A 21,959-nucleotide genomic window follows, 5' to 3' on the forward strand; every position below is an offset into this window, starting at 1 on the left:
TCTCCCGGCCCATCGGGCGTTCCGGTCACAGCGGGATGTTCCCGTGCTTCTTCGGCGGCAGGGTCGTGCGCTTGTCGCGCAGCGCCCGCAGCGCGCGCACGACCTGCCCGCGCGTCTCGGACGGCTTGATCACGTTGTCGATGTAGCCGCGCTCCGCCGCGATGTAGGGGTTGGCGAGCGTGTCCTCGTACTCGGTGATCAGCTCGGCGCGGCGGGCGTCCGGGTCGTCCGCGGCGGCCAGCTCGCGCCGGTACAGGATGTTGACCGCGCCCTGCGCGCCCATCACCGCGATCTGCGCGGTCGGCCACGCCAGGTTGATGTCGGCGCCGAGGTGCTTGGACCCCATGACGTCGTAGGCGCCGCCGTACGCCTTCCGCGTGATGATCGTGACGAGCGGGACGGTCGCCTCGGCGTAGGCGTACAGCAGCTTGGCGCCCCGCCGGATGATGCCGTTCCACTCCTGGTCGGTGCCGGGCAGGAAGCCGGGGACGTCCACGAACGTGATCACCGGGACGTTGAACGCGTCGCAGGTCCGTACGAACCGGGCGGCCTTCTCGGAGGCGTCGATGTCGAGCGTCCCGGCGAACTGCATCGGCTGGTTGGCGACGATGCCGACCGAGTGCCCCTCGACCCGGCCGAACCCGACGATGATGTTCGGCGCGAACTGCTCCTGGACCTCCAGGAACTCGCCGTCGTCCAGCACGTGCTCGATGGCGGTGTGCATGTCGTACGGCTGGTTCGGCGAGTCCGGGATGAGGGTGTCGAGCTCCTCGTCGGTCTCGGCCACGTCCACGGGCACGTCGAACACGGGCGCGTCGGAGAGGTTGTTGGACGGCAGGTACGACAGCAGCGCCTTGACGTACTCGATCGCGTCGTCCTCGTCCGACCCCTGGTAGTGCGCCACCCCGGACCTGGAGTTGTGCGAGCGCGCCCCGCCCAGCTCCTCCATCGTCACCTCTTCGCCGGTGACCGTCTTGATGACGTCCGGGCCGGTGATGAACATGTGCGAGGTCTGGTCGACCATGACGATGAAGTCGGTGATCGCCGGCGAGTACACGGCGCCGCCCGCGCACGGCCCCATCACCAGGGAGATCTGCGGGATGACGCCGGAGGCGTGCACGTTCCGCTTGAAGATCTCCGCGTACAGGCCGAGCGCGACCACGCCCTCCTGGATCCGCGCGCCGCCGGAGTCGTTGATCCCGATGACCGGGCAGCCGGTCTTCAGCGCGTGGTCCATCACCTTGACGATCTTCTCGCCGAACACCTCGCCGAGGGAGCCGCCGGAGACGGTGAAGTCCTGGCTGAAGATCGCGACCGGGCGTCCGTCGACCGTCCCGTACCCGGTGACGACGCCGTCGCCGTAGGGCCGGTTCTTCTCCATCCCGAAGTTGGTGGAGCGGTGCCGCGCCATCTCGTCGAACTCCACGAACGAGCCGGGGTCGAGCAGCGCGTCGATCCTCTCCCGGGCGGTCATCTTGCCCTTGGCGTGCTGCTTCTCCACGGCCCGCGCCGAACCGGCGTGCACCGCTTCGTAGCGGCGGCGCTCCAGGTCCGCGATCTTTCCCGCCGTGGTGTGGACGTCGTAGCCGACGGGGGGTTCAGGGGCTTCCATCGCCATGCGGGCCAGGGTAACCGCACGCTGATCGGGCGGTCGCGACCGGGTGCCGATGACCGGGATGGACGCCCTTTCCCCGCCTCTCGTTACGCTTGGGCGGGTGGCTACGAAGACGCGTGACACCTTTCGGCAGGAGATGCCCGAGCCGCTGCGCCGCGACGTGCGGCTGCTCGGCGCCATGCTCGGCGACTCCCTCGTGGAGTACGGCGGCACCGGACTGCTGGACGACGTCGAGCGGCTCCGCCACGCGGTGATCGCGGCCCGCCGCGGCGAGACGGGCATCGAGGAGGTCGCCGCCCTGGTCGACGGCTGGTCGCTGGAACGCGCCGGGCAGGTCGCCCGCGCGTTCACCGTCTACTTCCACCTGACGAACCTCGCCGAGGAGCACCACCGCATCCGGACGCTGCGGGAGCGCGACACCGGCGGCACCGTGCCCGGCTCGGCCGCCGCCGCGATCGAGGAGATCCGCGCGTCCGGCGACGGGCGGCTCGACGCGATCGTCGAGGGCCTGGAGTTCCGCCCCGTCTTCACCGCGCACCCGACCGAGGCGCGCCGCCGCGCCGTCGTCACCGCCATCCAGCGGATCAGCGACCTGCTGGCCCGGCTGAACGCGGGGCCCGGCGCGTCCGAGCGCGAGGAGATCGAGCGCAGCCTCCGCGAGGAGATCGACCTGCTGTGGCGGACGGCGCTGCGCCGCGGCACCCAGATCGACCCGCTGGACGAGGTCCGCACCGCGATGGCCGCGTTCGACGAGACGATCTTCCGTGTCGTCCCGGCCGTCTACCGGGCCCTGGACCGCGCCCTGGACGGCGAGCGCACCGGGACCCGCCCGCCGAGGGCCCGCCCCTACCTGCGGTTCGGCAGCTGGATCGGCGGCGACCGCGACGGCAACCCCTACGTCACCGCCCAGGTCACCCGGGACGCCGTCATGATCCAGGCGGACCACGTCCTGCGCGCCCTGGAGAACGCCTGCGCCCGCGTCGGCCGGGAGCTGACCGTCCACGAGTCGACCACGCCCCCGTCGAAGGACCTGCTGAACGCGCTGGCCGCCGCCCGCACCGCGCACCCGTCCCGCCTCCGCGAGATCGCCGAGCGGTCGCCCGGCGAGGAGCACCGCCAGCTCCTCCTCTACGCGGCGGCCCGCATCGCCGCGACCCGCGAGCGCGACGCCGACCTGGCCTACGCGTCCCCGGACGAGCTGCTCGCCGACCTGCGCACCGTCCAGGACTCCCTCGCGGGCGCGGGCGCGGTCCGGCAGGCGTACGGGCGCGTCCAGCAGCTCGTCTGGCAGGTCGAGACGTTCGGGTTCCACCTGGCCGAGCTGGAGATCCGCCAGCACTCCGAACTGCACGAGAAGGCCCTGGCCGAACTCAACAACGACCACTCCGAAATAACCGACGAGATCCTGGACACCCTCCGCACCGTCGCCTGGATCCAGAACCGTTTCGGCGTCCGGGCCTGCCACCGCTACATCGTGTCGTTCACCCGGTCCGCCGCCGACATCGCCAACGTGCACGAGCTCGCCGCGTCCCTCGGCGACGGCGCGCCCGTCCTCGACGTGATCCCGCTGTTCGAGACCGGCGAGGACCTGGAGCGCGCCCCGTCCGTCCTGGACGGGATGCTGGAGATCCCGGCCGTCCAGCGCCGGCTGGAGGAGACCGGCCGCCGCCTGGAGGTCATGCTCGGCTACTCCGACTCCGCCAAGCAGCTCGGCCCGACGAGCGCGACCCTGCGCCTGTACGACACGCAGGAGGCCCTCGCCGCGTGGGCGGCCCGGCACGACATCACGCTGACCATGTTCCACGGGCGCGGCGGCTCCCTCGGGCGCGGCGGCGGCCCCGCCAACCGCGCGATCCTCGCGCAGGCGCCCGGCTCGGTCGCGGGCCGCTTCAAGGTCACCGAGCAGGGCGAGGTCATCTTCGCCCGGTACGGCCACGCCGAGATCGCCCGGCGGCACGTCGAGCAGGTCACCAGCGCCGTCCTGCTGGCCTCGACCGACCCCGTCCAGGACCGCGCCCGCGAGGCCGCCGCCCGCTTCCGCCCCCTCGCCGACAGGATCGGCGAGGCCGCCGAGGGCGCCTTCCGGAGCCTGGTCGAGACCGACGGCTTCGCCGCCTGGTTCGCCCGCGTCAGCCCCCTGGAGGAGATCTCCGAGCTGCGCATCGGCTCCCGCCCGGCCCGCCGCAGGGCGGCCCGTGGCCTGGAGGACCTGCGCGCCATCCCCTGGGTGTTCGCCTGGACGCAGACCCGGGTCAACCTGCCCGGCTGGTACGGCCTCGGCAGCGGCCTCGCCGCCGTCTCCGACGACGGCCGCGACCTCAACGGGCTGCGCGAGGCCTACGAGGCGTGGCCGCTGTTCAACACCCTCCTCGACAACGCCGAGATGAGCCTCGCCAAGTCCGACCGCGCGATCGCCGAGCGCTACCTGGCCCTCGGCGAGCGGCCCGAGCTCTCCGCCGCCGTCCTCGCCGAGTACGACCGCACGCACCGCCTCGTCCTGGCGGTCACCGGCCACGACCGCCTCCTGGAGAACCGCCGCGTCCTCTCCCGCGCCGTCGAGCTCCGCAACCCCTACGTGGACGCCCTCTCCCACCTCCAGCTCCGCGCCCTGAAGGCCCTCCGCGCGGGCGTGGACGACGAGGACGAACGCGCCCACCTCGAAGCCCTGCTCCTCCTCTCGGTCAACGGAGTGGCCGCCGGCCTCCAGAACACGGGGTGACCATGATCAGAACAGCCGCAGGACCCGACCGCCCCCGCATCGAGGAGATCGTCGAGGCGGCCTACGCCCCCTGGGCCGAGATCATCGGCACCCGCCCGCTCCCCATGGACGCCGACTACGGGGCCCTCATCGACGCCGGCCGGGTCTTCGTGACCGGTGACGGGCCGGACGGCCTCATCGTCCTCATCCCCGAGGACGCCATGCTCCTGGTGGAGAACGTCGCCGTCGCCCCCGCCCACCACGGCCGGGGCATCGGCCGCACCCTGCTCGCCTTCGCGGAGGACCAAGCCCGCACGCTGTCCCTCCCGAGCCTGCGCCTCTACACCAACGAGCTGATGACCAAGAACATCGCCCTCTACGAACGCCTCGGCTACCGCGAGACAGGCCGCGAGGACATCGGCGGCCGCTGCGTCGTCCACATGGCGAAACCCCTCGACTAAAACGCACGTGGCCGGGTCCGAAGGCCCCCTCTCGGACCCGACCTCAGCCGGGGTCACGGGCAGGCGCGTGGAGCGAGCGCAGCGAGCGGAGGGCGCATGCCCGTCGAGCCGGGCGACCGCAGCGACACGTCGCCGACTCGCACGGTCACGACGAGCCGCACCGTGGCGTGAGGATCGACCGGCTCGTGACGGGGGTTCCAGGGGGTCGCCCCCCTGGATCAACCGGGCCAGACAGGCTTGCGCTTCTCGTTGAAGGCGGCGATGCCTTCGCGGCGGTCGGGGGAGAAGGCGACCGTGCGCCAGGCGTTCTCTTCGAGGTCGAGGGCGGCGTCCAGGGCGACGCCGGCGCCGAGGCGCATGGCGCGCTTGGCGGCGCGGACGGCGGTCGGGGAGTTCTGGGCGATGGTCGCGGCGATGGCCAGGGCCTCGTCGCGGGCGGTTCCGGCCGGGACCTTGCGGTCGGCCAGGCCGTGGTCGAGGGCTTCGTCGACGGCGAGGCGGCGGCCGGTGAAGACGAGGTCGGCGGCCTTGCCCGGGCCGAGGCGGCGGAGGGCGAGCTGGGTGCCGCCGCCGCCGGGGACGAGGCCGACGCTCACCTCGGGGAGGCCGAAAGCGGCGGTCTCGTCGGCGACGATCAGGTCGGCGGACAGGGCGAACTCGCAGCCGCCGCCGAGCGCGTAGCCGTGGACGGCGGCGATGACGGGTTGCGGCAGGCCGAGGACGCCGCCGAAGGCCGCGCGGAAGACGGGGCGCTGCGCGAGGATCTCGTCGTCGGTCATGGCGTTGCGTTCCTTGAGGTCGGCGCCGACGCAGAACGCCTTCTCCCCGGCAGCGGCGAGCACCACCGCGCGCACCGCCGGGTCGGCCGCAACCTCGGCGCAGACGGCGGCGAGGCGGCGCGCCATCGCCGTCGACAGGGCGTTGAGGGCCTCGGGCCGGTCCAGCACGATCTCCGCGACGTGTCCGTCGCGCCGCAGCGTCACACCATCCATGAACGGCACCCTAACGAGCGGGGGCCGCGGCGCCGGACGCGGTCCCAAGATCGAACCCGCGGTGGGGTTGGATGGGTACGTGACCGACTCACCGTATGGGGATCTCGATCGGCCGCCGCTGCACGAGGCGGCGCTGCAGCGTGCGCTCGTGCGCGAGGGCGGGCTGTGGCGGGAGGTCCGTGTCGTGGCGGAGACGGGGTCCACGAACGCCGACCTCGCCGTGCGGGCGCGGGAGGGGGCGCCGGAGGGGACCGTGCTGGTCACCGAGCTGCAGACGGCGGGCCGCGGGCGGCTCGGGCGGGTATGGTCGGCGCCGGCGCGGTCGGGGCTGGCGTTCTCGATGCTGCTGCGGCCGCGGGTGCCGGTGCCGATGCTCGGGTGGGCATCGCTGCTGACCGGTGTCGCCGTCGCGACCGCCGTCCGCCGGATGACCGCCTGGTCGCAGACGGGGGAGGGGTTCCTCGGCGACGGCGGCGACATGGCGGTGGACGCGCGGCTGAAGTGGCCGAACGACGTGATCGTCGGCGACCGGAAGCTGGCCGGGATCCTCGTGGAGAAGGTCGAGGACGGGCTGGTCGTCGGCGTGGGGCTGAACGTGGGGCTGCGGACGGACGAGCTGCCCGTCCCGACGGCGACGTCCCTGGCGATCGAGGGGGCGCCGCTGAGCGACCGGGCGCCGCTGCTGCGCGCGATCCTGCGGGAGTACGCGACCTGGTACCGGGAGTGGACGGCGCTCGGCGGTGATCCGGAGACCAGCGGGCTGCGTACCGCCTACAAGGATCTGTGCGCGACGCTCGGCCGGCGCGTCGGGGTGGAGCTGCCCGGCGGCGAGCGGCTGGCCGGGACGGCGCGGGACGTGGACGGGGCGGGCCGTCTCGTGGTCTCCGGGACGGCCGGGGACAGCGCGGTCAGCGCCGGAGATGTGGTGCACGTCCGGTGATCGCGGGGCGGGGATCGATGATCCGGGCGGTGATCCGGTTTCTGATCTGCGACGATATGGGCGGGTACCGATCCACGACGCCGCCGCCGCGGCCCATGGCGGCGGCGGACTGAGGGGCGGATGATGGCGGCCGGATTGCCGGATCCGAAGGAGATCGAAGAGCTCCTGCTCGGAGGCGAGCTGCGGTACAACCGCGTGGACGCGGTCCGGCTGTCGGGGGTCACCCGGGAGTTCGCGGGCCGGATCTGGCGGGCGTTCGGCTACCCGTCCATGCCGGACGACACGATCGCCTACACCGAGGGCGACGTCGCGGCGCTCGACCGCCTCCGCCGGCTCGTCGACGACGGGATCCTGGACGAGGAGGGCGTGGTCCGGCTGGTCCGGGCCTTCGGCCAGACGATGACCCGGCTCGCCGAATGGCAGGTCAACCTGCTGCGGAGCATGCTGACGCACGATCTGCACGAGGCGCCGTCCGCGGAGGCGGTGGACACGGTGGTGGACATCGCCGAGAAGCACATCGGCGAGTTCGAGCCGCTGGTCGTGCACGCGTGGCGGCGGCAGCTCGCCGCGGCGGGGACGCGGGCGCTGGCGGCGGCGGCGACCCGGGAGAACGGCGATCCGGCGGGGCGCCCGATGACCACGGTCGGGTTCGCCGACATGGTCTCGTTCACCCAGGTCAGCCGGGAGCTGGAGGAGATCGAGCTGGCCCGCGTCGTGGAGTGGTTCGAGGAGACCGCGGCCGACATCATCGCCTCCTGCGGCGGCCGGCTGGTCAAGACGCTCGGCGACGAGGTGCTGTTCAGCGCGGAGACGCCGGAGGTCGGCGCGGAGATCGCGCTGACGGTGGCGGCGGCGATCCAGGACGAGACGGAGGTCCCGGACGTGCGGGTCGGCGTCGCGTACGGGCCCGTCCTGCCGCTGATGGGCGACGTGTTCGGCACCACGGTCAACCTCGCGGCCCGGCTGACGTCGCTGGCCCGGCCGGGCGCGGTCGTGATCGACGGGGAGCTGGCGGCGCGGCTGGAGGACGTGCCGGGCTACGAGGTGACGCGGATCGTGCGGCGCCCGGTCCGCGGTCTCGGGATCATCCAGCCGTACGTGCTGCGCAGGAGCGGCGGCCCGGCGCCCGCGGAGGCGCCGTAGCGGTCAGACCGGGCTCGGGCCGTCGTCGCCGGGGGAGCCGGTGAGCCGCTGCAGGTAGTTCTGCTCGCCGAGGGCCTGGACGAGGCTCAGCTCGGTCTCCAGGTAGTCGATGTGCTCTTCCTCGTCGGCGAGGATGTCCTCGAAGATGCGGGCGGAGGTGACGTCGCCGCGCGAGCGCATCAGCTCGATGCCGGGACGCAGCCGCTCGACGGCCTCCATCTCGATCGCGAGGTCGGCCTCCAGCTGCTCGACGATGGTCTGGCCGATGCGCAGGGTGCCGAGCTTCTGGTAGTTCGGGAGCCCTTCCAGGAACAGGATCCGGTCGGTGAGCCGCTCCGCGTGCCGCATCTCGTCGAACGACTCGTCGCGGGTGTGCTTGGCGATCCGGGTGAAGCCCCAGTTCTCCTGCATCTTGGAATGCAGGAAGTACTGGTTGATCGCCGTCAGCTCCGCGGTGAGCTGGTCGTTCAGCAGCGCGATGATGTCCTTGTCGCCATCCATGCCGCCCATGCTCGCATGCCGGGCTGTTTCTGGTCAGCACTGACCCCCGCACGAACTTGTCCGTTCCGTCCGTACGGGGTCGACGGTTCAGGCGGCGGTGGGCGGCGCGGCGCCTCCTTCGGCGGTCTCGGTGACGGCGTCCGCGGGGACGCCGATCTCGGCTGCGGAGGGCCCGAGGACGGCGGAGAGGCCGAGCGGCCCGCCCGTGAGGGCGTCGGCGAGCTCGCCGGCCGTCCGGTACTCGCTGACCATCTGGTGGATGCGCTTGGTGCAGGAGCCGCAGTTCGGCTTGAACCCGCAGGCCGCCTTGACGGCCTTGGCGGTCGTGCAGCCGTCCGCCATACAGCCGAGGACGTCGTCCTCGGTGACGGCGTTGCAGATGCAGACGTACATGCGGGAGGGATACCTTCCGTGCGGCTGATCCTGGACGGGCGCCCCGACCCGCGCAGGTAAGGGCGCCCTCAATAAGGTAAGGCTCCCCTAAGATAGCCCAGCCGTGTCCGTTGTTGCCAGAGGGGTCCGATTCGGTGTGATCCACCCCTCAGCGGGAAGGGCTTCCCGCGTGCGGCCCCGGCGCATGCCGCCGGGTCCCGGTGCCGCAGGGACGGGAGGCGGGACGTGGCGCAGGTTTGGCCGGGGGACGCCTACCCCCTCGGCGCGCGGTTCGACGGGGCGGGCACGAACTTCGCCGTGTTCTCCGAGGTGGCCGAGCGCGTCGAGCTGTGCCTGTTCGACGGGCCGGCGGGCGACGGCGAGGAGACGCGGTTCCCGCTGCCGGAGGTGGACGCCTTCGTCTGGCACGGCTACCTGCCGGGCGTCATGCCGGGGCGCCGCTACGGGTTCCGGGTGCACGGGCCGTACGATCCGCGCCGCGGCCTGCGCTGCAACCCGGCGAAGCTGCTGCTCGACCCGTACGCGCAGGCCGTCGAGGGCGAGATCGACTGGAACGAGTCGTGCTTCGGCTACGACTTCGGCGACCCGTGGTCGCGCAACGACGCCGACTCGGCGGGCCACACGATGCGGTCGGTGGTCGTCAGCCCGTACTTCGACTGGGGCGACGACCGCCCGCCCCGCATCCCCTACCACGAGACGGTGATCTACGAGGCGCACGTCAAGGGCCTCACCGCCCGGCACCCGGAGATCCCGCCGGCGCTGCGCGGCACCTACGCGGGCCTCGGCCATCCGGTGATCACCGATCACCTCCGCTCGATCGGCGTGACGGCGGTGGAGCTGATGCCGGTCCACCAGTTCGTCCACGACGACGCGCTGACGAGCCGCGGGCTGCGCAACTACTGGGGCTACAACACCATCGGGTTCTTCGCGCCGCACAACGAGTACTCCTCGTCCGGGCAGCGGGGCGAGCAGGTGCTGGAGTTCAAGGCGATGGTGAAGGCGCTGCACGAGGCCGGGATCGAGGTGATCCTGGACGTGGTCTACAACCACACCGCCGAGGGCAACCACCTCGGGCCGACGCTGTCGCTCCGGGGCATCGACAACGCCTCGTACTACCGGCTCGCCGACGACGACCCCGGCTACTACATGGACACGACGGGCACCGGCAACAGCCTGCTGATGCGCAGCCCGCACGTCCTGCAGATGATCATGGACTCGCTGCGGTACTGGGTGACCGAGATGCACGTGGACGGGTTCCGCTTCGACCTGGCCGCGACGCTGGCGCGGGAGCTGCACGCGGTGGACCGGCTGGCGGCGTTCTTCGACCTCGTCCAGCAGGACCCGGTCGTCTCCCAGGTCAAGCTGATCGCCGAGCCGTGGGACATCGGGGAGGGCGGTTACCAGGTCGGCAACTTCCCGCCGCTGTGGACGGAGTGGAACGGCCAGTACCGCGACACGACGCGGGACTACTGGCGCGGGCAGCCGGGCGCCATGCCCGACTTCGCGTCCAGGCTGACCGGCTCGTCCGACCTGTACGCCGACGACGGCCGCCGCCCCATCGCCTCGATCAACTTCGTGACGTGCCACGACGGGTTCACGCTGCACGACCTCGTCTCCTACGACGGCAAGCACAACGAGGCCAACGGCGAGGGCAACCGGGACGGCACGAACGACGACCGGTCGTGGAACTGCGGCCACGAGGGCCCGACGGACGACCTCGACGTGATCGCGCTCCGCGAGCGGCAGAAGCGCAACTTCCTGACCACGCTGTTCCTGTCGCAGGGCGTCCCGATGCTGCTGCACGGCGACGAGATAGGCCGGACGCAGGGCGGCAACAACAACGCCTACTGCCAGGACACCGAGCTGTCGTGGGTCGACTGGACGGGCCTGCGCGACGACACGCGCCGGCCCCGACCAACCGACCCCGCCGACCACCACGGCTTCGACGAGCGCGGCTTCCTGCTCGACTTCGTCCGCCGCCTCTCTGCGCTGCGCACCGAGCACCCGGTGTTCCGCCGGAGACGCTTCTTCCGCGGCGACCAGAGGAGCACGCGCGCCCGCGCGGCCTCCCGGCCCGAGGACCTGCCGGACCTCGTCTGGTTCACCCCCGGCGGGACGGAGATGTCGGACAGCGACTGGTCGGCCGGGTTCAACAAGGCGCTCGACGTGTTCCTGAACGGCGACGCGATCGGGGAGCCCGACCGGCGCGGACGGCAGGTCAAGGACGACTCGTTCCTGCTGCTGTTCAACGCCCACGACGGGGACCTGCCGTTCACGCTTCCGCCCGCGCTGTACGGGCAGATGTGGATAAAGATGCTCGACACCGCCGACCCCCTGCTGGCGGAGGAGGAGTCGCCGATCGTGAAGGCCCGCGAGACCGTGCAGGTGGGCGCGCGCTCCGTCCAGGTCCTGCGCCGGGTCTGAGGGTCCGCGATGGACGACGCGCCGCACGCCGAGCCCGCCCCCGAGGAACCGCCCCCCGCCGACGAACCCCCCGAGGAAACCGTGTCCGAGGACCACAGCACCGAAGCGGCCACGCCCGCCGCGGATCCGCTCGCCACGCCCCCGACCGGAACCTACCGCCTCCAGCTCCGCGGTACGCCCGACGAGCACTTCGGCTTCGCCGAGGCCGGCGCGCTCGCCCCCTACCTGGCCTCTCTCGGCGTCTCGCACGTCTACCTGTCCCCGATCCTGCAGGCCGCGCCCGGGTCGACGCACGGGTACGACGTCGTCGACCACTCCCGGCTGTCGGACGAGCTCGGCGGCCCCGAGGCGTTCGGCGCCATGGTCACCCGGTTCCACGCGCACGGGCTGGGGGTCCTGGTCGACATCGTCCCGAACCACATGGCGATCCCCGACCCGCACGACCTGAACATGCCGCTGGCGGCCGTCCTCGCCGACGGGCGCGAGTCGCCGTTCGCGAAGTGGTTCGACGTCGACTGGGACGCGGGCGGCGGCCGGCTCGTCCTGCCCGGCTCCCCCGCGCCTGACAGGGGGGAGCCGAACTACCGCCGCTTCTTCGACATCTCCGGGCTGATCGGGCTCCGGCAGGAGGACCCGGAGGTGTTCGAGCGCACGCACGCGCTGCTGCTCGGCCTGGTCGAGGAGGGCCTGGTGGACGGCCTGCGCGTGGACCACCCGGACGGCCTCGCCGACCCCCGGGGCTACCTGCGGCGGCTGGCGGAGGCGGCCCCGGGCCGGCGGCTGCTCGTCGAGAAGATCACCGCGGGGGAGGAGCGGCTGCCGCCGGACTGGCCGTGCTCCGGCACCACCGGCTACGACTCGCTCGGCATGGTCGGCGGGCTGTTCGTCGACCCCGCCGGGGAGAAGCCGCTCACCGACTACTACGTATCGCTCACCGGGAACCCCGCCCGGTTCGAGGAGGTCGAGTACGAGGCGCGCCGCCACGCCGCGACGCACGGCCTCAAGCCCGAGATCGACCGGCTACTGCGCGTCCTCCGGCGCGTCGTGGGCGAGCGTCGCTCAGGGCTGGAGAAAGCGCTGGTCGAACTGCTCGTCGCCATGCCCGTCTACCGCGCGTACGTCGTTCCGGGAGAGGACGCACCGCAGCAGGCCGTCGACGTCATGAACGAGGCCGCACGCCGTGCCCGCGAGCATCTCCCGGAGGAACTGCACGGCGACCTCGAAACGGTCGTCGCATTGGCGCTCGGCCAGGGCGAGCGCACGGACGCCGAGTTCATCGTGAGGTTCCAGCAGACGTCCGCCCCGCTCGCCGCGAAGGGGGTCGAGGACACGGCGTTCTACCGGTGGAACCGCATGGCCTCGCTGAACGAGGTCGGCGGCGACCCCGGGCGGTTCTTCGTCACCCCGGAGGAGTTCCACGCGCACTGCATCCGGATCGCCCGCGACTGGCCGCTGACGATGACGACGCTGTCCACGCACGACACCAAGCGCGAGGAGGACGTGCGGGCCTGGCTCGCCGTCCTGTCGGAGCTGCCGGGCGAATGGATCGAAGCGGTCGAACGGTGGCGGAACTGGGGTCCCGGTCCGTCGCCCTTGGAGCCCGACCTCGAATACCTCCTCTGGCAGACGCTCGTCGGCGCGTGGCCGCTCACCATCGGCCGCCTGGAGGAGTTCCTGATCAAGGCGATGCGCGAGGCCAAGACCCGGACGTCCTGGGCCGAGCAGGACGCCGGGTACGAGGAGGCCGTGCTCGCCTACGCGCGCGGCGTCCTCGCCGACCCGGACCTCGTCACCGACATGACGTCGTTCGTCGCCAGGCTGGCCCCGTACGCCCGCGTGAACACGCTCGGGCAGAAGCTCGTCCAGCTCGCGATGCCGGGCGTCCCGGACGTGTACCAGGGCTGCGAGCTGACCGGTCTGGCGCTGGTCGACCCCGACAACCGGCGGCCGGTCGACTACGGGCGGCGCCGCGAGCACCTCTTCCGGCTCGACACCGGCCGCCGCCCGAAAGAGGTGGACGACGAGAAACTGCTGGTCACATCCCGGATACTGCGGCTGCGGCGCTCGAACCCGGACTGGTTCGGCCCGGGGGCGCGGCACGAGCCGGTCGCCGTGCGGGGGCCGGGCGCCGAGCACGTCGTCGGATTCACCCGCGGGGAGGCCGTCGCCCTCGCCACGCGGCTGCCCGTCGGCCTGGAACGCCGCGGCGGCTGGAAGGGCACGCGGGTGGACGTCCGCGGCCAGGGCTGGCGGGACGTCCTGACGGGCTGCACCCACATGGGCCCGTTCCTGGACGCCTCGCGCCTGTTCGAGCACCTGCCCGTCGCCCTGCTCGTCCCCAGGGAGATCGATCGGTGAGCACCCGGTTCGAGGTGTGGGCGCCGTCGGCCGACCGCGTCGACGTCCTGGCCGGCGGCGCCCGCCACCACATGGAGGCGCTGCCCGGCGGGCGGTGGGCGGCCGAGGTGGCGGACGCCGGCCACGGGACGGACTACGGCTTCGTCCTGGACGGCGCCGGCGAGGTGCTGCCCGACCCGCGCTCGCCCTGGCAGCCGGACGGAGTCCACGGCCAGAGCCGCGTGTACGACCACGAGTGGTTCGCCTGGACGGACCAGCACTGGCACGGCCGCCCGCTCCCGGGCAGCGTCCTCTACGAGCTGCACGTCGGCACGTTCACCCCGGAAGGGACGTTCGACGCGGCGGCCGAACGCCTCGACCATCTGGTCGCGCTCGGGGTGGACGCCGTGGAACTGCTGCCGGTGGCGTCCTTCCCCGGCAGGCACGGGTGGGGCTACGACGGTGTCCACCTCTGGGCGCCGCACGAGCCCTACGGCGGCCCGGACGGGTTGAAGCGCTTCGTGGACGCCGCCCACGCACGCGGGCTGGCCGTCGTCCTGGACGTCGTCTACAACCATCTCGGCCCGGACGGCAACCGGCTCGGCAGCTACGGGCCGTACTTCACGAGCGCCCACGCCACCCCCTGGGGCGACGCGGTGAATTTCGACCAGGAAGGCTCGGACGAGGTCCGCGCATTCGTCGTCCAGAACGCGCTGATGTGGTTGCGCGACTACCACATGGACGGGCTGCGGCTCGACGCCGTCCACGCCATCACCGACCACAGTGCCGTGCACATTCTGGAAGAGATGGCCTGTGCCGTGGAAGCCCTCTCGGCGCATCTGGGACGAGAGCTGTTCCTCATCGCCGAATCAGACCTCAACGACCCGCGCCTGGTGACGTCAAGGGAAGCGGGCGGATACGGTCTGGACGCCCAGTGGAGCGACGATTTCCATCACGCCCTGCACGCCGCCCTCACCGGCGAGAGGCAGGGCTACTACTGCGACTTCGGCTCCCTGGAAACGTTGAAGAAGGCCCTCACCACGGTCTTCGTCCATGACGGGACAATGTCCACTTACAGGGGTCGCCACCACGGGCGTCCGGTGGACGTCCGGCGGACTCCCGCGCACAGGTTCCTCGGCTTCCTGCAAAACCACGACCAGGTGGGTAATCGCGCGGCGGGGGACCGCATGGCCGCCCTCCTTCCATCCCCGGAATTGCTCAAGGTGGGCGCGGCGCTGCTCCTGCTCGCCCCGTTCACGCCCATGCTCTTCATGGGCGAGGAATGGGGCGCGTCCACCCCGTGGTGCTACTTCACCGACCACCAGGACCCCGACCTCGCGCGCGCGGTCAGCGAAGGGCGGCGGCGGGAGTTCTCCCGGCACGGCTGGGCCGGCGAGATCCCCGATCCACAGGCTGTGGACACGTTCCGGCGGTCCGTCCTCGACTGGTCGGAGCCGGACGGCAAACCGCACCGCGAGCTGCTGGAATGGCACCGCTCCCTGATCGCGCTGCGCCGCGGAACACCGGAGCTGAACGACCCCCGGATGTCCGAGGTCAGGGTCGAGGTCGACGACAACTCGGCGCGCTGGCTGATGATGTGGCGCGGCGGCGTGTGCGTGGCGGCGAACCTCGGCGGCCTGCCCGTCCTCCTCCCCGCGTCGGCGCCCGGCGCCGCGAGCCCCCGCCTGCTGCTCTCCTCGGATCCGGCGATTCACCTGGACACGGACGGCATCGGCGATTCCGGTACGGCCTCGCTGGCACTCCCGGCCGCCTCCGTGGCGGTTCTCGGGTGACCGCCGGGCCTCACGCCGCCGGGCGGGATGTGGACTACAGACCGATTCGGCCGGGTTCGTGGTGATCAAGGATGTACTACGAGTGGCAAACCGCAGGTCAAGAGCGCGGCGGATGCCGGGCAATGTTCAAGATTGGTCATACGATCGGTCCATGACCTCAGTACTGCTCGCCGAGGACGACACGTCCATCTCCGAGCCTCTCGCCCGCGCGCTGCGTCGCGAGGGGTACACCGTCGAAGTCAGCCCCGACGGCCCGCAGGCGCTGGAGCGGGCGCTCGGGGGCGGCGTGGACCTCATCGTCCTCGATCTCGGCCTTCCCGAGCTGGACGGCCTCGAGGTGGCCCGCAGGGTACGGGCCGAGGGGCATGGCGTGCCCATCCTGATCCTCACCGCCCGCGCGGACGAGGTCGACACCGTCGTCGGCCTCGACGCGGGCGCCGACGACTACGTGACCAAGCCGTTCCGGCTGGCCGAGCTGCTCGCCCGCGTGCGGGCGCTGCTGCGCCGGGGCAGCACCGAGACCCCGATCGTCCAGGGGGTGCGGATCGACGCCGAGTCGCGCCGCGCCTGGATGGGCGACCAGGAGCTCCAGCTGACCACCAAGGAGTTCGACCTGCTGCGGGTCCTCGTCCGCGACGCGGGCAAGGTCGTGACCCGAGAACAGATCATGCGCGAGGTGTGGGACACCAACTGGTGGGGTTCCACCAAGACCCTCGACATGCACATTTCCTGGCTGCGCCGCAAGCTCGGCGACGACGCCGGCAGCCCCCGCTACATCACCACGGTGCGGGGCGTCGGCTTCCGGTTCGAACGCGGCGACTAGCACCGGCCGCCGCGGTCGTGCGGGACGCCGGAGGCCTTCCCGAGAGGCCTCCGGGGCTCCGTGCCGCATCGCCCGCGGCCCCACCCTCGAAGGAGCCCTGATGAGGCGCCGACTGCTCCTGTCGACGCTCGCGGTGGCGGTGGTCGCGATCCTCCTGCTCGGCATACCCCTCGCCTACATCGCCCACAGACTCGTCTACGAGGAGGCCGGCCGGTCGCTGGACCGGGAGGCGTCCTCCATCGCCGGCGGCGTCGGCTACCGCCTGGAGTCCCGCCTGCCGGTCACCGGAGCGGAGATCGCGCGGGAGTTCCCGGGACGGCACATCGCGATCACGCTGCCGGACGGCCGGACGGTCACCGCCGGGCCGTCCCGGCGCGGCCGCGTGCTGTCCGCGGCGGCGGCGCACGGGGCGGTCCGGGTGCGGGTGTCGCGCCCGGAGGCGCAGGTCCGCGACGAGGCGCTGCGGCGGCTGCTGCTGATCGTCAGCCTGGCCCTGCTCGGCGTCGCCGTCACCGTCGGCCTGGCGATGGTTCAGGCCCGCCGACTGACGCTGCCGCTGATCGACCTCGCCGAGACCGCCGACCGGCTCGGCAGCGGCAACGCCCGGCCGCGCCCCCGCCGCTACGGCATCCCCGAGGTCGACCGGGTCGCCGAGGTGCTGGACCACAGCGCCGTCCGCATCACCGACCTGCTGATCGCCAGCCGGGAGTTCGCCTCCGACGCCAGCCACCAGCTCCGCACGCCGCTGACCGCGCTGTCCATGCGGCTGGAGGAGATGATCGAGGCCGCCGACTACCCCGACGTCGTCCGGGAGGAGGGCGCCGCGGCCGTCGCGCAGACCGAGCGGCTCGTCGCGGTGGTCGAGCAGCTCCTCGCCCGCGCCCGGCACGACCGCACCGGCGGCGCCGTCCCGTCCCCGATCGACGAGATCATCCGGCAGCAGGTCGAGGAGTGGCGGCCGAGCTTCCGCAAGGCCGGCCGGGACGTGCGGATCGTCGGCGAGCAGGGCCTGGTCGGCATGACCAACCCCGAGGGCCTGTCCCAGATCATCGCCACGTTGCTGGAGAACTCGCTGGTGCACGGCGCCGGGACCGTGACCATCCACACCAAGCCCGGCGCGAGCTCGGTGGTGGTCGAGATCGGCGACGAGGGCAGCGGCATCCCGTCCGAGCTGGAGCCGCGCATCTTCGAGCGGACCGTCAGCGGCGGCCGCGGCACCGGCCTCGGCCTCTACCTGGCCCGCTCCCTGGCGGTCGTGGACGGCGGCCGGCTGGAGCTCATCCAGGCCCGCCCCGCGGTCTTCGGCGTGTTCCTGCGCGAGGCGGCCGAGGCCCGGCTGGCCGCCGAGCGCGTCGTGATCGGCCCCGCCTAGGTCTCGGCGCGGCCGCCTAGATCTCGGCGTAGTCCTCGGCGGCGTGCGCGTCGAGCGGGTGGCCGAGGCGCGGGGACGGGGCCGGGCCGGCCGCCGCGCGGGTCGCGCCGGGGCCCTCCGCGGCGTCCGGCGCCTCGGGCAGGCCGGACGCCGGGGCGACCTGCGGCGCCGACGCCGGCAGGAACACCCACTTCTTGTACGACCAGAACCGGAACAGCGTCGCCACACCGGTGCCGATGACCAGCGCGATGTTGTAGAACACGGCGCCGTCCAGCCCGAGGACGTAGTGCGAGAACCCGATGAACAGCTCGGTGATCACCAGGCCGACGCCGTTCAGCGCGAAGAACAGGATGTACTCGCGGCCCAGCCCGGTGCGGTCGCGGTGCCGGAACGTCCAGTACCGGTTCGCCAGGTAGGAGAACGTCGTCGCGATCACCGTGGCGACGCCGTTGGACGTGAGGGGCCCCACCCCCAGCCCGGTGTGCAGGCCGTTGCCGATCGCGACCGTGATGACGAACGCGATCGCGCCCACGCTGCCGAACTTGGCGAGCTCGCGCACCAGGTGCTCGAACTGCCGGTGGAGATTGGCGACCAGGCTCACGAAGGGGAACCGTCCTTCCGGACTTTCGTCTGTACGCCACGGCGTCCTGTTCGGTGGCCGCGCGGCTGCTGCTGCGGGGGCATCACGAGAATAGACGCCCGTGGCCCGTGGGACGTCCGAACATGAACGTTCCACACCTCCACCGCTTCCCTGCCCATTGCCGAGATCCCCACACTCGTTCGACGCGGGCGCCGCGTGAATCGTTCGCTCCGGCCTCCCGATAGCCTTTCGACGTGAAGGTTCAGCGTTCTTCGAGCGGGGACGAACCCCCGCGTCCCTCCGCCCGGCCCCGCCGGGACGACATGCCGGTCGTCGGGATGGCGGGCGGGGGCCAGCTGGCCCGGATGACCCAGCAGGCCGCGATCGGGCTCGGCGTGTCGCTGCGCGTCCTCGCCGGCGGGCCGGAGGAGTCGGCGGCCAAGGTCGTCCCGGACACGCGGGTCGGCGACGACCGCTCCCTCGACGATCTGGTGGCGTTCGCCAAGGGCTGCGACGTGGTGACGTTCGACCACGAGCACGTCCCCGGGCCGCACATCGAGGAGCTGGAGAACTCGGGCATCCCGTGCCGCCCCGGCGCGGCCGCGCTGGCGCACGCCCAGGACAAGCTCGTCATGCGCGAGAAGCTCACCGGCCTCGGCATCCCCTGCCCGGCCTACTCGCACCTGCCGCCGTCCGCGCCGCTGGCCTTCCTGGAGGTGTTCGCCCGCGAGCACGGCTGGCCGCTCGTCCTCAAGGCGACCCGCGGCGGCTACGACGGCAAGGGCGTCTGGATCGTCGAGAACCTGGACCGGGAGGCGTACGAGCTCGTCCGGGAGCTGCTCTCCGGCGGCGTCGACCTGATGGTGGAACAGCACGTTCCGTTCGAGCGCGAGCTTGCGGCGCTCGTCGCGCGCTCCCCGTACGGGCAGGGGGCCGCGTACCCGGTCGTGGAGACCGTCCAGGAGGGCGGGATCTGCACCGAGGTGATCTCGCCCGCGCCGGGCCTGGCCGAGGACCTCGCCGCCGAGGCGCAGAGCCTCGCGCTGCGCGTCGCGGACGAGCTGGGCGTCGCCGGCCTCCTCGCGGTCGAGCTGTTCCAGACCGCCGACGGGCTGCTGGTGAACGAGCTGGCCATGCGCCCGCACAACTCCGGCCACTGGACGATCGAGGGCGCCCGGACGTCGCAGTTCGAGCAGCACCTGCGCGCCGTCCTGGACCTCCCGCTCGGCTCGACCGAGCCGACCGCCCGGTACACGGTCATGGCCAACGTGCTCGGCGGCGACGACCCGGAGGTCTACTCCCGCTACATCCACGTGATGGCCCACGACCCGGCGGTCAAGGTCCACATGTACGGCAAGGAGTCCCGCCCGGGACGCAAGATCGGCCACGTGACCGCGCTCGGAGACGACCTGGCCGAGGTCCGCGAGCGTGCCCGGCACGCCGCCGCCTATCTGCGGTGGGGTACTCGGATGAAAGAGAAGGAAGAGGAGCAGAAATGAGCGAAGCGGACCGGGGGGTGTGGGGGGTCGTCCCCCCACGGGATGCACGCATGAGCGAAGCGGACCGGGGGGTGTGGGGGGTCGTCCCCCCACGGGATGCCCGCATGAGCGAAGCGGACCGGGGGGTGTGGGGGGTCGCCCCCCACAGGATGCACGCATGAGCGAACCGGTGGTCGGCGTGGTGATGGGCAGCGACTCGGACTGGCCCGTCATGGAGGGCGCCGCGCAGGCGCTCGCCGAGTTCGGCGTCCCCTACGAGGCGGACGTCGTGTCGGCGCACCGGATGCCGCACGACATGATCGCCTACGGGGAGGACGCGGCCGGCCGCGGCCTGCAAGTGATCATCGCGGGCGCGGGCGGCGCCGCGCACCTGCCGGGCATGCTCGCGTCGGTGACGCCGCTCCCGGTGATCGGGGTGCCCGTCCCGCTGAAGCACCTGGACGGGATGGACTCGCTGCTGTCGATCGTCCAGATGCCCGCCGGGGTCCCGGTCGCGACGGTCGCGGTCGGCGCGGCCCGCAACGCGGGGCTGCTGGCCGTCCGGATCCTGGCCGCGTTCGACGAGGAGCTGCGGGCCAAGATGAAGGTCTTCCAGCAGGACCTCTACGGCCAGGCCAAGGCGAAGGGCGCGCGTCTCCGAGAACGCCTCTGAACGAACGCCTCTGAATTGGTCAATCCGGGTAAAGTCGTCGCCTGACATCAGGCTCCCCGGGAGGCGTTCGTGGCTCGTAGAAAACCGGCCTATTGCGGCCTTCTTGTCCTCGGAATGCTGGTCGCCGGCGCCTGCGGCGGGTCGGGCGACGGCAAGCCGACCGCGGCGCCGTCACCGAAACAGGTTTCGCCGACGGCGTCCCCGTCCGAGACGACCGACTCCGTCAACGAAGACCCGGGCGCCAAGGAAGGGATCGAAGGGGCGCGTGCCGCACTCGGCGCGTTTCTCAAGGGACAGGCGGCGGGTGACAGTTCCGTGTGCCGTTATGTCGCTGAAGGCGGCGACTTCGTGACCGGCCCGGCTCTGAAGGGCGACTGCCGCAAGGGCGTGCGGACCTCCCCGCATCTCTTCCGGCCGAGGGAACGGCTGGCGCTCAGCGAGGTCCTGGTCACCGGTGGAAGGATCACGAAGTCCGGCGAGGCCGAACTGCCGTTCTCGGGACTGCGCTGGAGCGACGGGCACATGTCGGAGTCGACGCTCCAGCCGACGTTCGTGCTGCGCCGGAGCGACGAGGGCGTGTGGCAGATCATTCGTTGACGCACAACGAGCTCGGCCTCCCGGCGACCCCGTAGCCGGGAGACCGTGCCCACCCCCGAGACCCATCGGGCCGGACAACGCGTTCAGGCGCGGTACATGCGGATCCAGTCGACTTCGAGGACCGCCAGGCGGTTCTTGCCCTTGAGGTCGATCGAAGGCGCGGTCAGCTTCTTGAGCTGGGGCATCCAGTCGAGCTGGACCGCCTGGCCCATCGGGCCCGGCGGCAGCACGTCCCGCCTGGAGGTGTGGAACCGGCGCCGCCCGTCGACGTAGCCGCTGATGCCCTTCTCCGTCCACTCGACCGCGAACGTGTGCCAGGTGGTGAGGTCGAGCTTCACGTGGTCGGAGAGGCGCCCCGAGTTGCCTTCCCGCCCCTTCTGCTCCGAACCCTTCCGCTGGTCGTAGTGGAGGAAGAAGTTGGCGCCCTTCCGGAGGCCGTTGTCCTCGTAGGTCTCCATGTAGTCGATCTCGCCCCCGCCGCCCTCCGGAGCGGTGCCGCCGCCCCCGTCGACGGGCCACAGCAGCAGGTTCGCGTTGTAGCACGCGCAGGAGCGGTTGAGCTTCAGCCGCGCCTCCCAGCGGCCGTGCTTCTGCTCGCCCTTGCGCCAGCCGAGTCCCCCGGTGGTCCCGTCGGGCCTGCCGGTGATGCGCAGGGCCCCGTCGCGGACGGTCACCGCGCTCGGGCTGCGCCGCCCGTTGCCGGCGTGCCCGGGGCCGTCGTAGACCTCCCAGGCCTTCCTGTCGAGGCGGCCGTCGAACTCGTCGGCGGCCACGGGACGTCCCCACCCGTGGCGCTGCGCCGCCGTCGACCCACCGGGCGACCGGGCGGCCTTGCCGGTGCCGGCGGGAGCGTTGGCGAACGTCCGTTCCCCGGCGGCGATCGGCCGGGAGCCGGCGGCCGCCCCGGTGCGCCCGATGTCGGCCGAGCTCTCATGCAGAGCGGCGAATACCAGGACGCCGACGGTCACCGCGGTGACCGTCACGATGACGACCTGTCTTCGGAAAGAAAAGGGCACGGTACAACCTCCGAACTGAACGAAAGGCTTTTCGCGGCCGATTCCGGCTCGCCAAGCGCACGACTGACTGACCAATTCAGTCGGAATCTAGCCGGGGCGTGCACCTCGGCCCTAGGGCTCTAG

18 protein-coding genes are annotated in these 21,959 nt (G+C 72.1%); 12 read left to right on the forward strand and 6 right to left on the reverse strand.

Features of this window, described 5'->3' with window-relative positions:
• Nucleotides 1-25: 25 nt before the first annotated feature.
• The gene (locus ABGB11_RS32635) at nucleotides 26-1,618 is read right to left on the reverse strand and encodes an acyl-CoA carboxylase subunit beta (protein ID WP_347639213.1); all 1,593 of its coding nucleotides are present in this window, start codon (nucleotides 1,616-1,618) and stop codon (nucleotides 26-28) included.
• Nucleotides 1,619-1,676: 58 nt separating this feature from the next.
• Between ABGB11_RS32635 and ABGB11_RS32640 the strand changes: the two genes are divergently transcribed.
• A complete protein-coding gene (locus tag ABGB11_RS32640) occupies nucleotides 1,677-4,334 on the forward strand; it encodes a phosphoenolpyruvate carboxylase (RefSeq protein WP_347639215.1) in 2,658 nt (885 codons plus the stop codon).
• Between the two features lie 2 nt (nucleotides 4,335-4,336).
• A complete protein-coding gene (locus ABGB11_RS32645) occupies nucleotides 4,337-4,774 on the forward strand; it encodes a GNAT family N-acetyltransferase (protein WP_347639217.1) in 438 nt (145 codons plus the stop codon).
• A gap of 218 nt (nucleotides 4,775-4,992) precedes the next feature.
• On the opposite strand, the gene ABGB11_RS32650 is transcribed toward ABGB11_RS32645, so the two are convergent.
• Nucleotides 4,993-5,766 (reverse strand): enoyl-CoA hydratase-related protein, encoded by a 774-nt coding sequence (locus ABGB11_RS32650; RefSeq protein ID WP_347639219.1) that lies wholly within the window; start codon nucleotides 5,764-5,766, stop codon nucleotides 4,993-4,995.
• 79 nt (nucleotides 5,767-5,845) lie between these two features.
• Here ABGB11_RS32650 and ABGB11_RS32655 point away from each other — a divergent pair, with 79 nt between their 5' ends.
• Together ABGB11_RS32655 and ABGB11_RS32660 are read left to right on the forward strand one after the other, a co-directional pair.
• On the forward strand, nucleotides 5,846-6,706 hold the full coding sequence (locus ABGB11_RS32655) for a biotin--[acetyl-CoA-carboxylase] ligase (RefSeq protein ID WP_347639220.1): 861 nt from the start codon (nucleotides 5,846-5,848) through the stop codon (nucleotides 6,704-6,706).
• 123 nt (nucleotides 6,707-6,829) lie between these two features.
• On the forward strand, nucleotides 6,830-7,849 hold the full coding sequence (locus ABGB11_RS32660) for an adenylate/guanylate cyclase domain-containing protein (RefSeq protein ID WP_347639222.1): 1,020 nt from the start codon (nucleotides 6,830-6,832) through the stop codon (nucleotides 7,847-7,849).
• A gap of 3 nt (nucleotides 7,850-7,852) precedes the next feature.
• Here the strand turns inward: ABGB11_RS32660 and bfr are convergent, their stop codons facing one another.
• Nucleotides 7,853-8,350 carry a bacterioferritin gene (gene bfr / locus ABGB11_RS32665; RefSeq protein ID WP_024934295.1) on the reverse strand — a complete coding sequence of 166 codons (498 nt, stop codon included), beginning with the start codon at nucleotides 8,348-8,350 and terminating at the stop codon, nucleotides 7,853-7,855.
• An 87-nt stretch (nucleotides 8,351-8,437) separates the two neighbouring features.
• Nucleotides 8,438-8,743 (reverse strand): (2Fe-2S)-binding protein, encoded by a 306-nt coding sequence (locus tag ABGB11_RS32670; RefSeq protein ID WP_347639224.1) that lies wholly within the window; start codon nucleotides 8,741-8,743, stop codon nucleotides 8,438-8,440.
• Between the two features lie 225 nt (nucleotides 8,744-8,968).
• On the opposite strand from ABGB11_RS32670, the gene glgX reads away from it, so the two are divergent.
• From glgX to ABGB11_RS32695, 5 genes are all read left to right on the forward strand, one after another.
• Nucleotides 8,969-11,167, forward strand: coding sequence for a glycogen debranching protein GlgX (gene glgX, locus ABGB11_RS32675; RefSeq protein WP_347639226.1), 2,199 nt, complete (start codon nucleotides 8,969-8,971; stop codon nucleotides 11,165-11,167).
• Between the two features lie 9 nt (nucleotides 11,168-11,176).
• Nucleotides 11,177-13,525, forward strand: a complete 2,349-nt coding sequence (gene treY / locus ABGB11_RS32680; RefSeq protein ID WP_347639228.1) for a malto-oligosyltrehalose synthase — start codon at nucleotides 11,177-11,179, stop codon at nucleotides 13,523-13,525.
• Nucleotides 13,522-15,297 (forward strand): malto-oligosyltrehalose trehalohydrolase, encoded by a 1,776-nt coding sequence (gene treZ / locus ABGB11_RS32685; protein ID WP_347639230.1) that lies wholly within the window; start codon nucleotides 13,522-13,524, stop codon nucleotides 15,295-15,297. The genes treY and treZ overlap by 4 nt, the downstream gene beginning before the upstream one ends.
• A 151-nt stretch (nucleotides 15,298-15,448) precedes the next feature.
• The gene (locus ABGB11_RS32690; RefSeq protein WP_019629095.1) at nucleotides 15,449-16,120 is read left to right on the forward strand and encodes a response regulator transcription factor; all 672 of its coding nucleotides are present in this window, start codon (nucleotides 15,449-15,451) and stop codon (nucleotides 16,118-16,120) included.
• A gap of 100 nt (nucleotides 16,121-16,220) precedes the next feature.
• Nucleotides 16,221-17,492, forward strand: a complete 1,272-nt coding sequence (locus ABGB11_RS32695; RefSeq protein WP_347639233.1) for an ATP-binding protein — start codon at nucleotides 16,221-16,223, stop codon at nucleotides 17,490-17,492.
• A 16-nt stretch (nucleotides 17,493-17,508) separates the two neighbouring features.
• Here the strand turns inward: ABGB11_RS32695 and ABGB11_RS32700 are convergent, their stop codons facing one another.
• Entirely contained in the window at nucleotides 17,509-18,093 is a 585-nt protein-coding gene (locus ABGB11_RS32700; protein ID WP_347639235.1) for a GtrA family protein, read from the reverse strand.
• A 302-nt stretch (nucleotides 18,094-18,395) separates the two neighbouring features.
• On the opposite strand from ABGB11_RS32700, the gene ABGB11_RS32705 reads away from it, so the two are divergent.
• The 3 genes from ABGB11_RS32705 to ABGB11_RS32715 all read left to right on the forward strand — a co-directional run bounded on the left by ABGB11_RS32705 (nucleotide 18,396) and on the right by ABGB11_RS32715 (nucleotide 20,820).
• Entirely contained in the window at nucleotides 18,396-19,571 is a 1,176-nt protein-coding gene (locus ABGB11_RS32705; RefSeq protein WP_347639265.1) for a 5-(carboxyamino)imidazole ribonucleotide synthase, read from the forward strand.
• A 157-nt stretch (nucleotides 19,572-19,728) separates the two neighbouring features.
• The gene (purE, locus tag ABGB11_RS32710) at nucleotides 19,729-20,223 is read left to right on the forward strand and encodes a 5-(carboxyamino)imidazole ribonucleotide mutase (RefSeq protein ID WP_347639237.1); all 495 of its coding nucleotides are present in this window, start codon (nucleotides 19,729-19,731) and stop codon (nucleotides 20,221-20,223) included.
• A 114-nt stretch (nucleotides 20,224-20,337) separates the two neighbouring features.
• The gene (locus ABGB11_RS32715) at nucleotides 20,338-20,820 is read left to right on the forward strand and encodes a hypothetical protein (protein ID WP_347639239.1); all 483 of its coding nucleotides are present in this window, start codon (nucleotides 20,338-20,340) and stop codon (nucleotides 20,818-20,820) included.
• A gap of 83 nt (nucleotides 20,821-20,903) precedes the next feature.
• Here ABGB11_RS32715 and ABGB11_RS32720 read toward each other — a convergent pair whose 3' ends face one another.
• Nucleotides 20,904-21,836, reverse strand: coding sequence for a glycoside hydrolase family 16 protein (locus ABGB11_RS32720; protein ID WP_347639241.1), 933 nt, complete (start codon nucleotides 21,834-21,836; stop codon nucleotides 20,904-20,906).
• Nucleotides 21,837-21,959: the final 123 nt, after the last annotated feature.

The organism is Actinomadura sp. B10D3, from assembly GCF_039871695.1.
GTDB classification, from domain to species: Bacteria; Actinomycetota; Actinomycetes; order Streptosporangiales; family Streptosporangiaceae; genus Spirillospora; species Spirillospora madurae.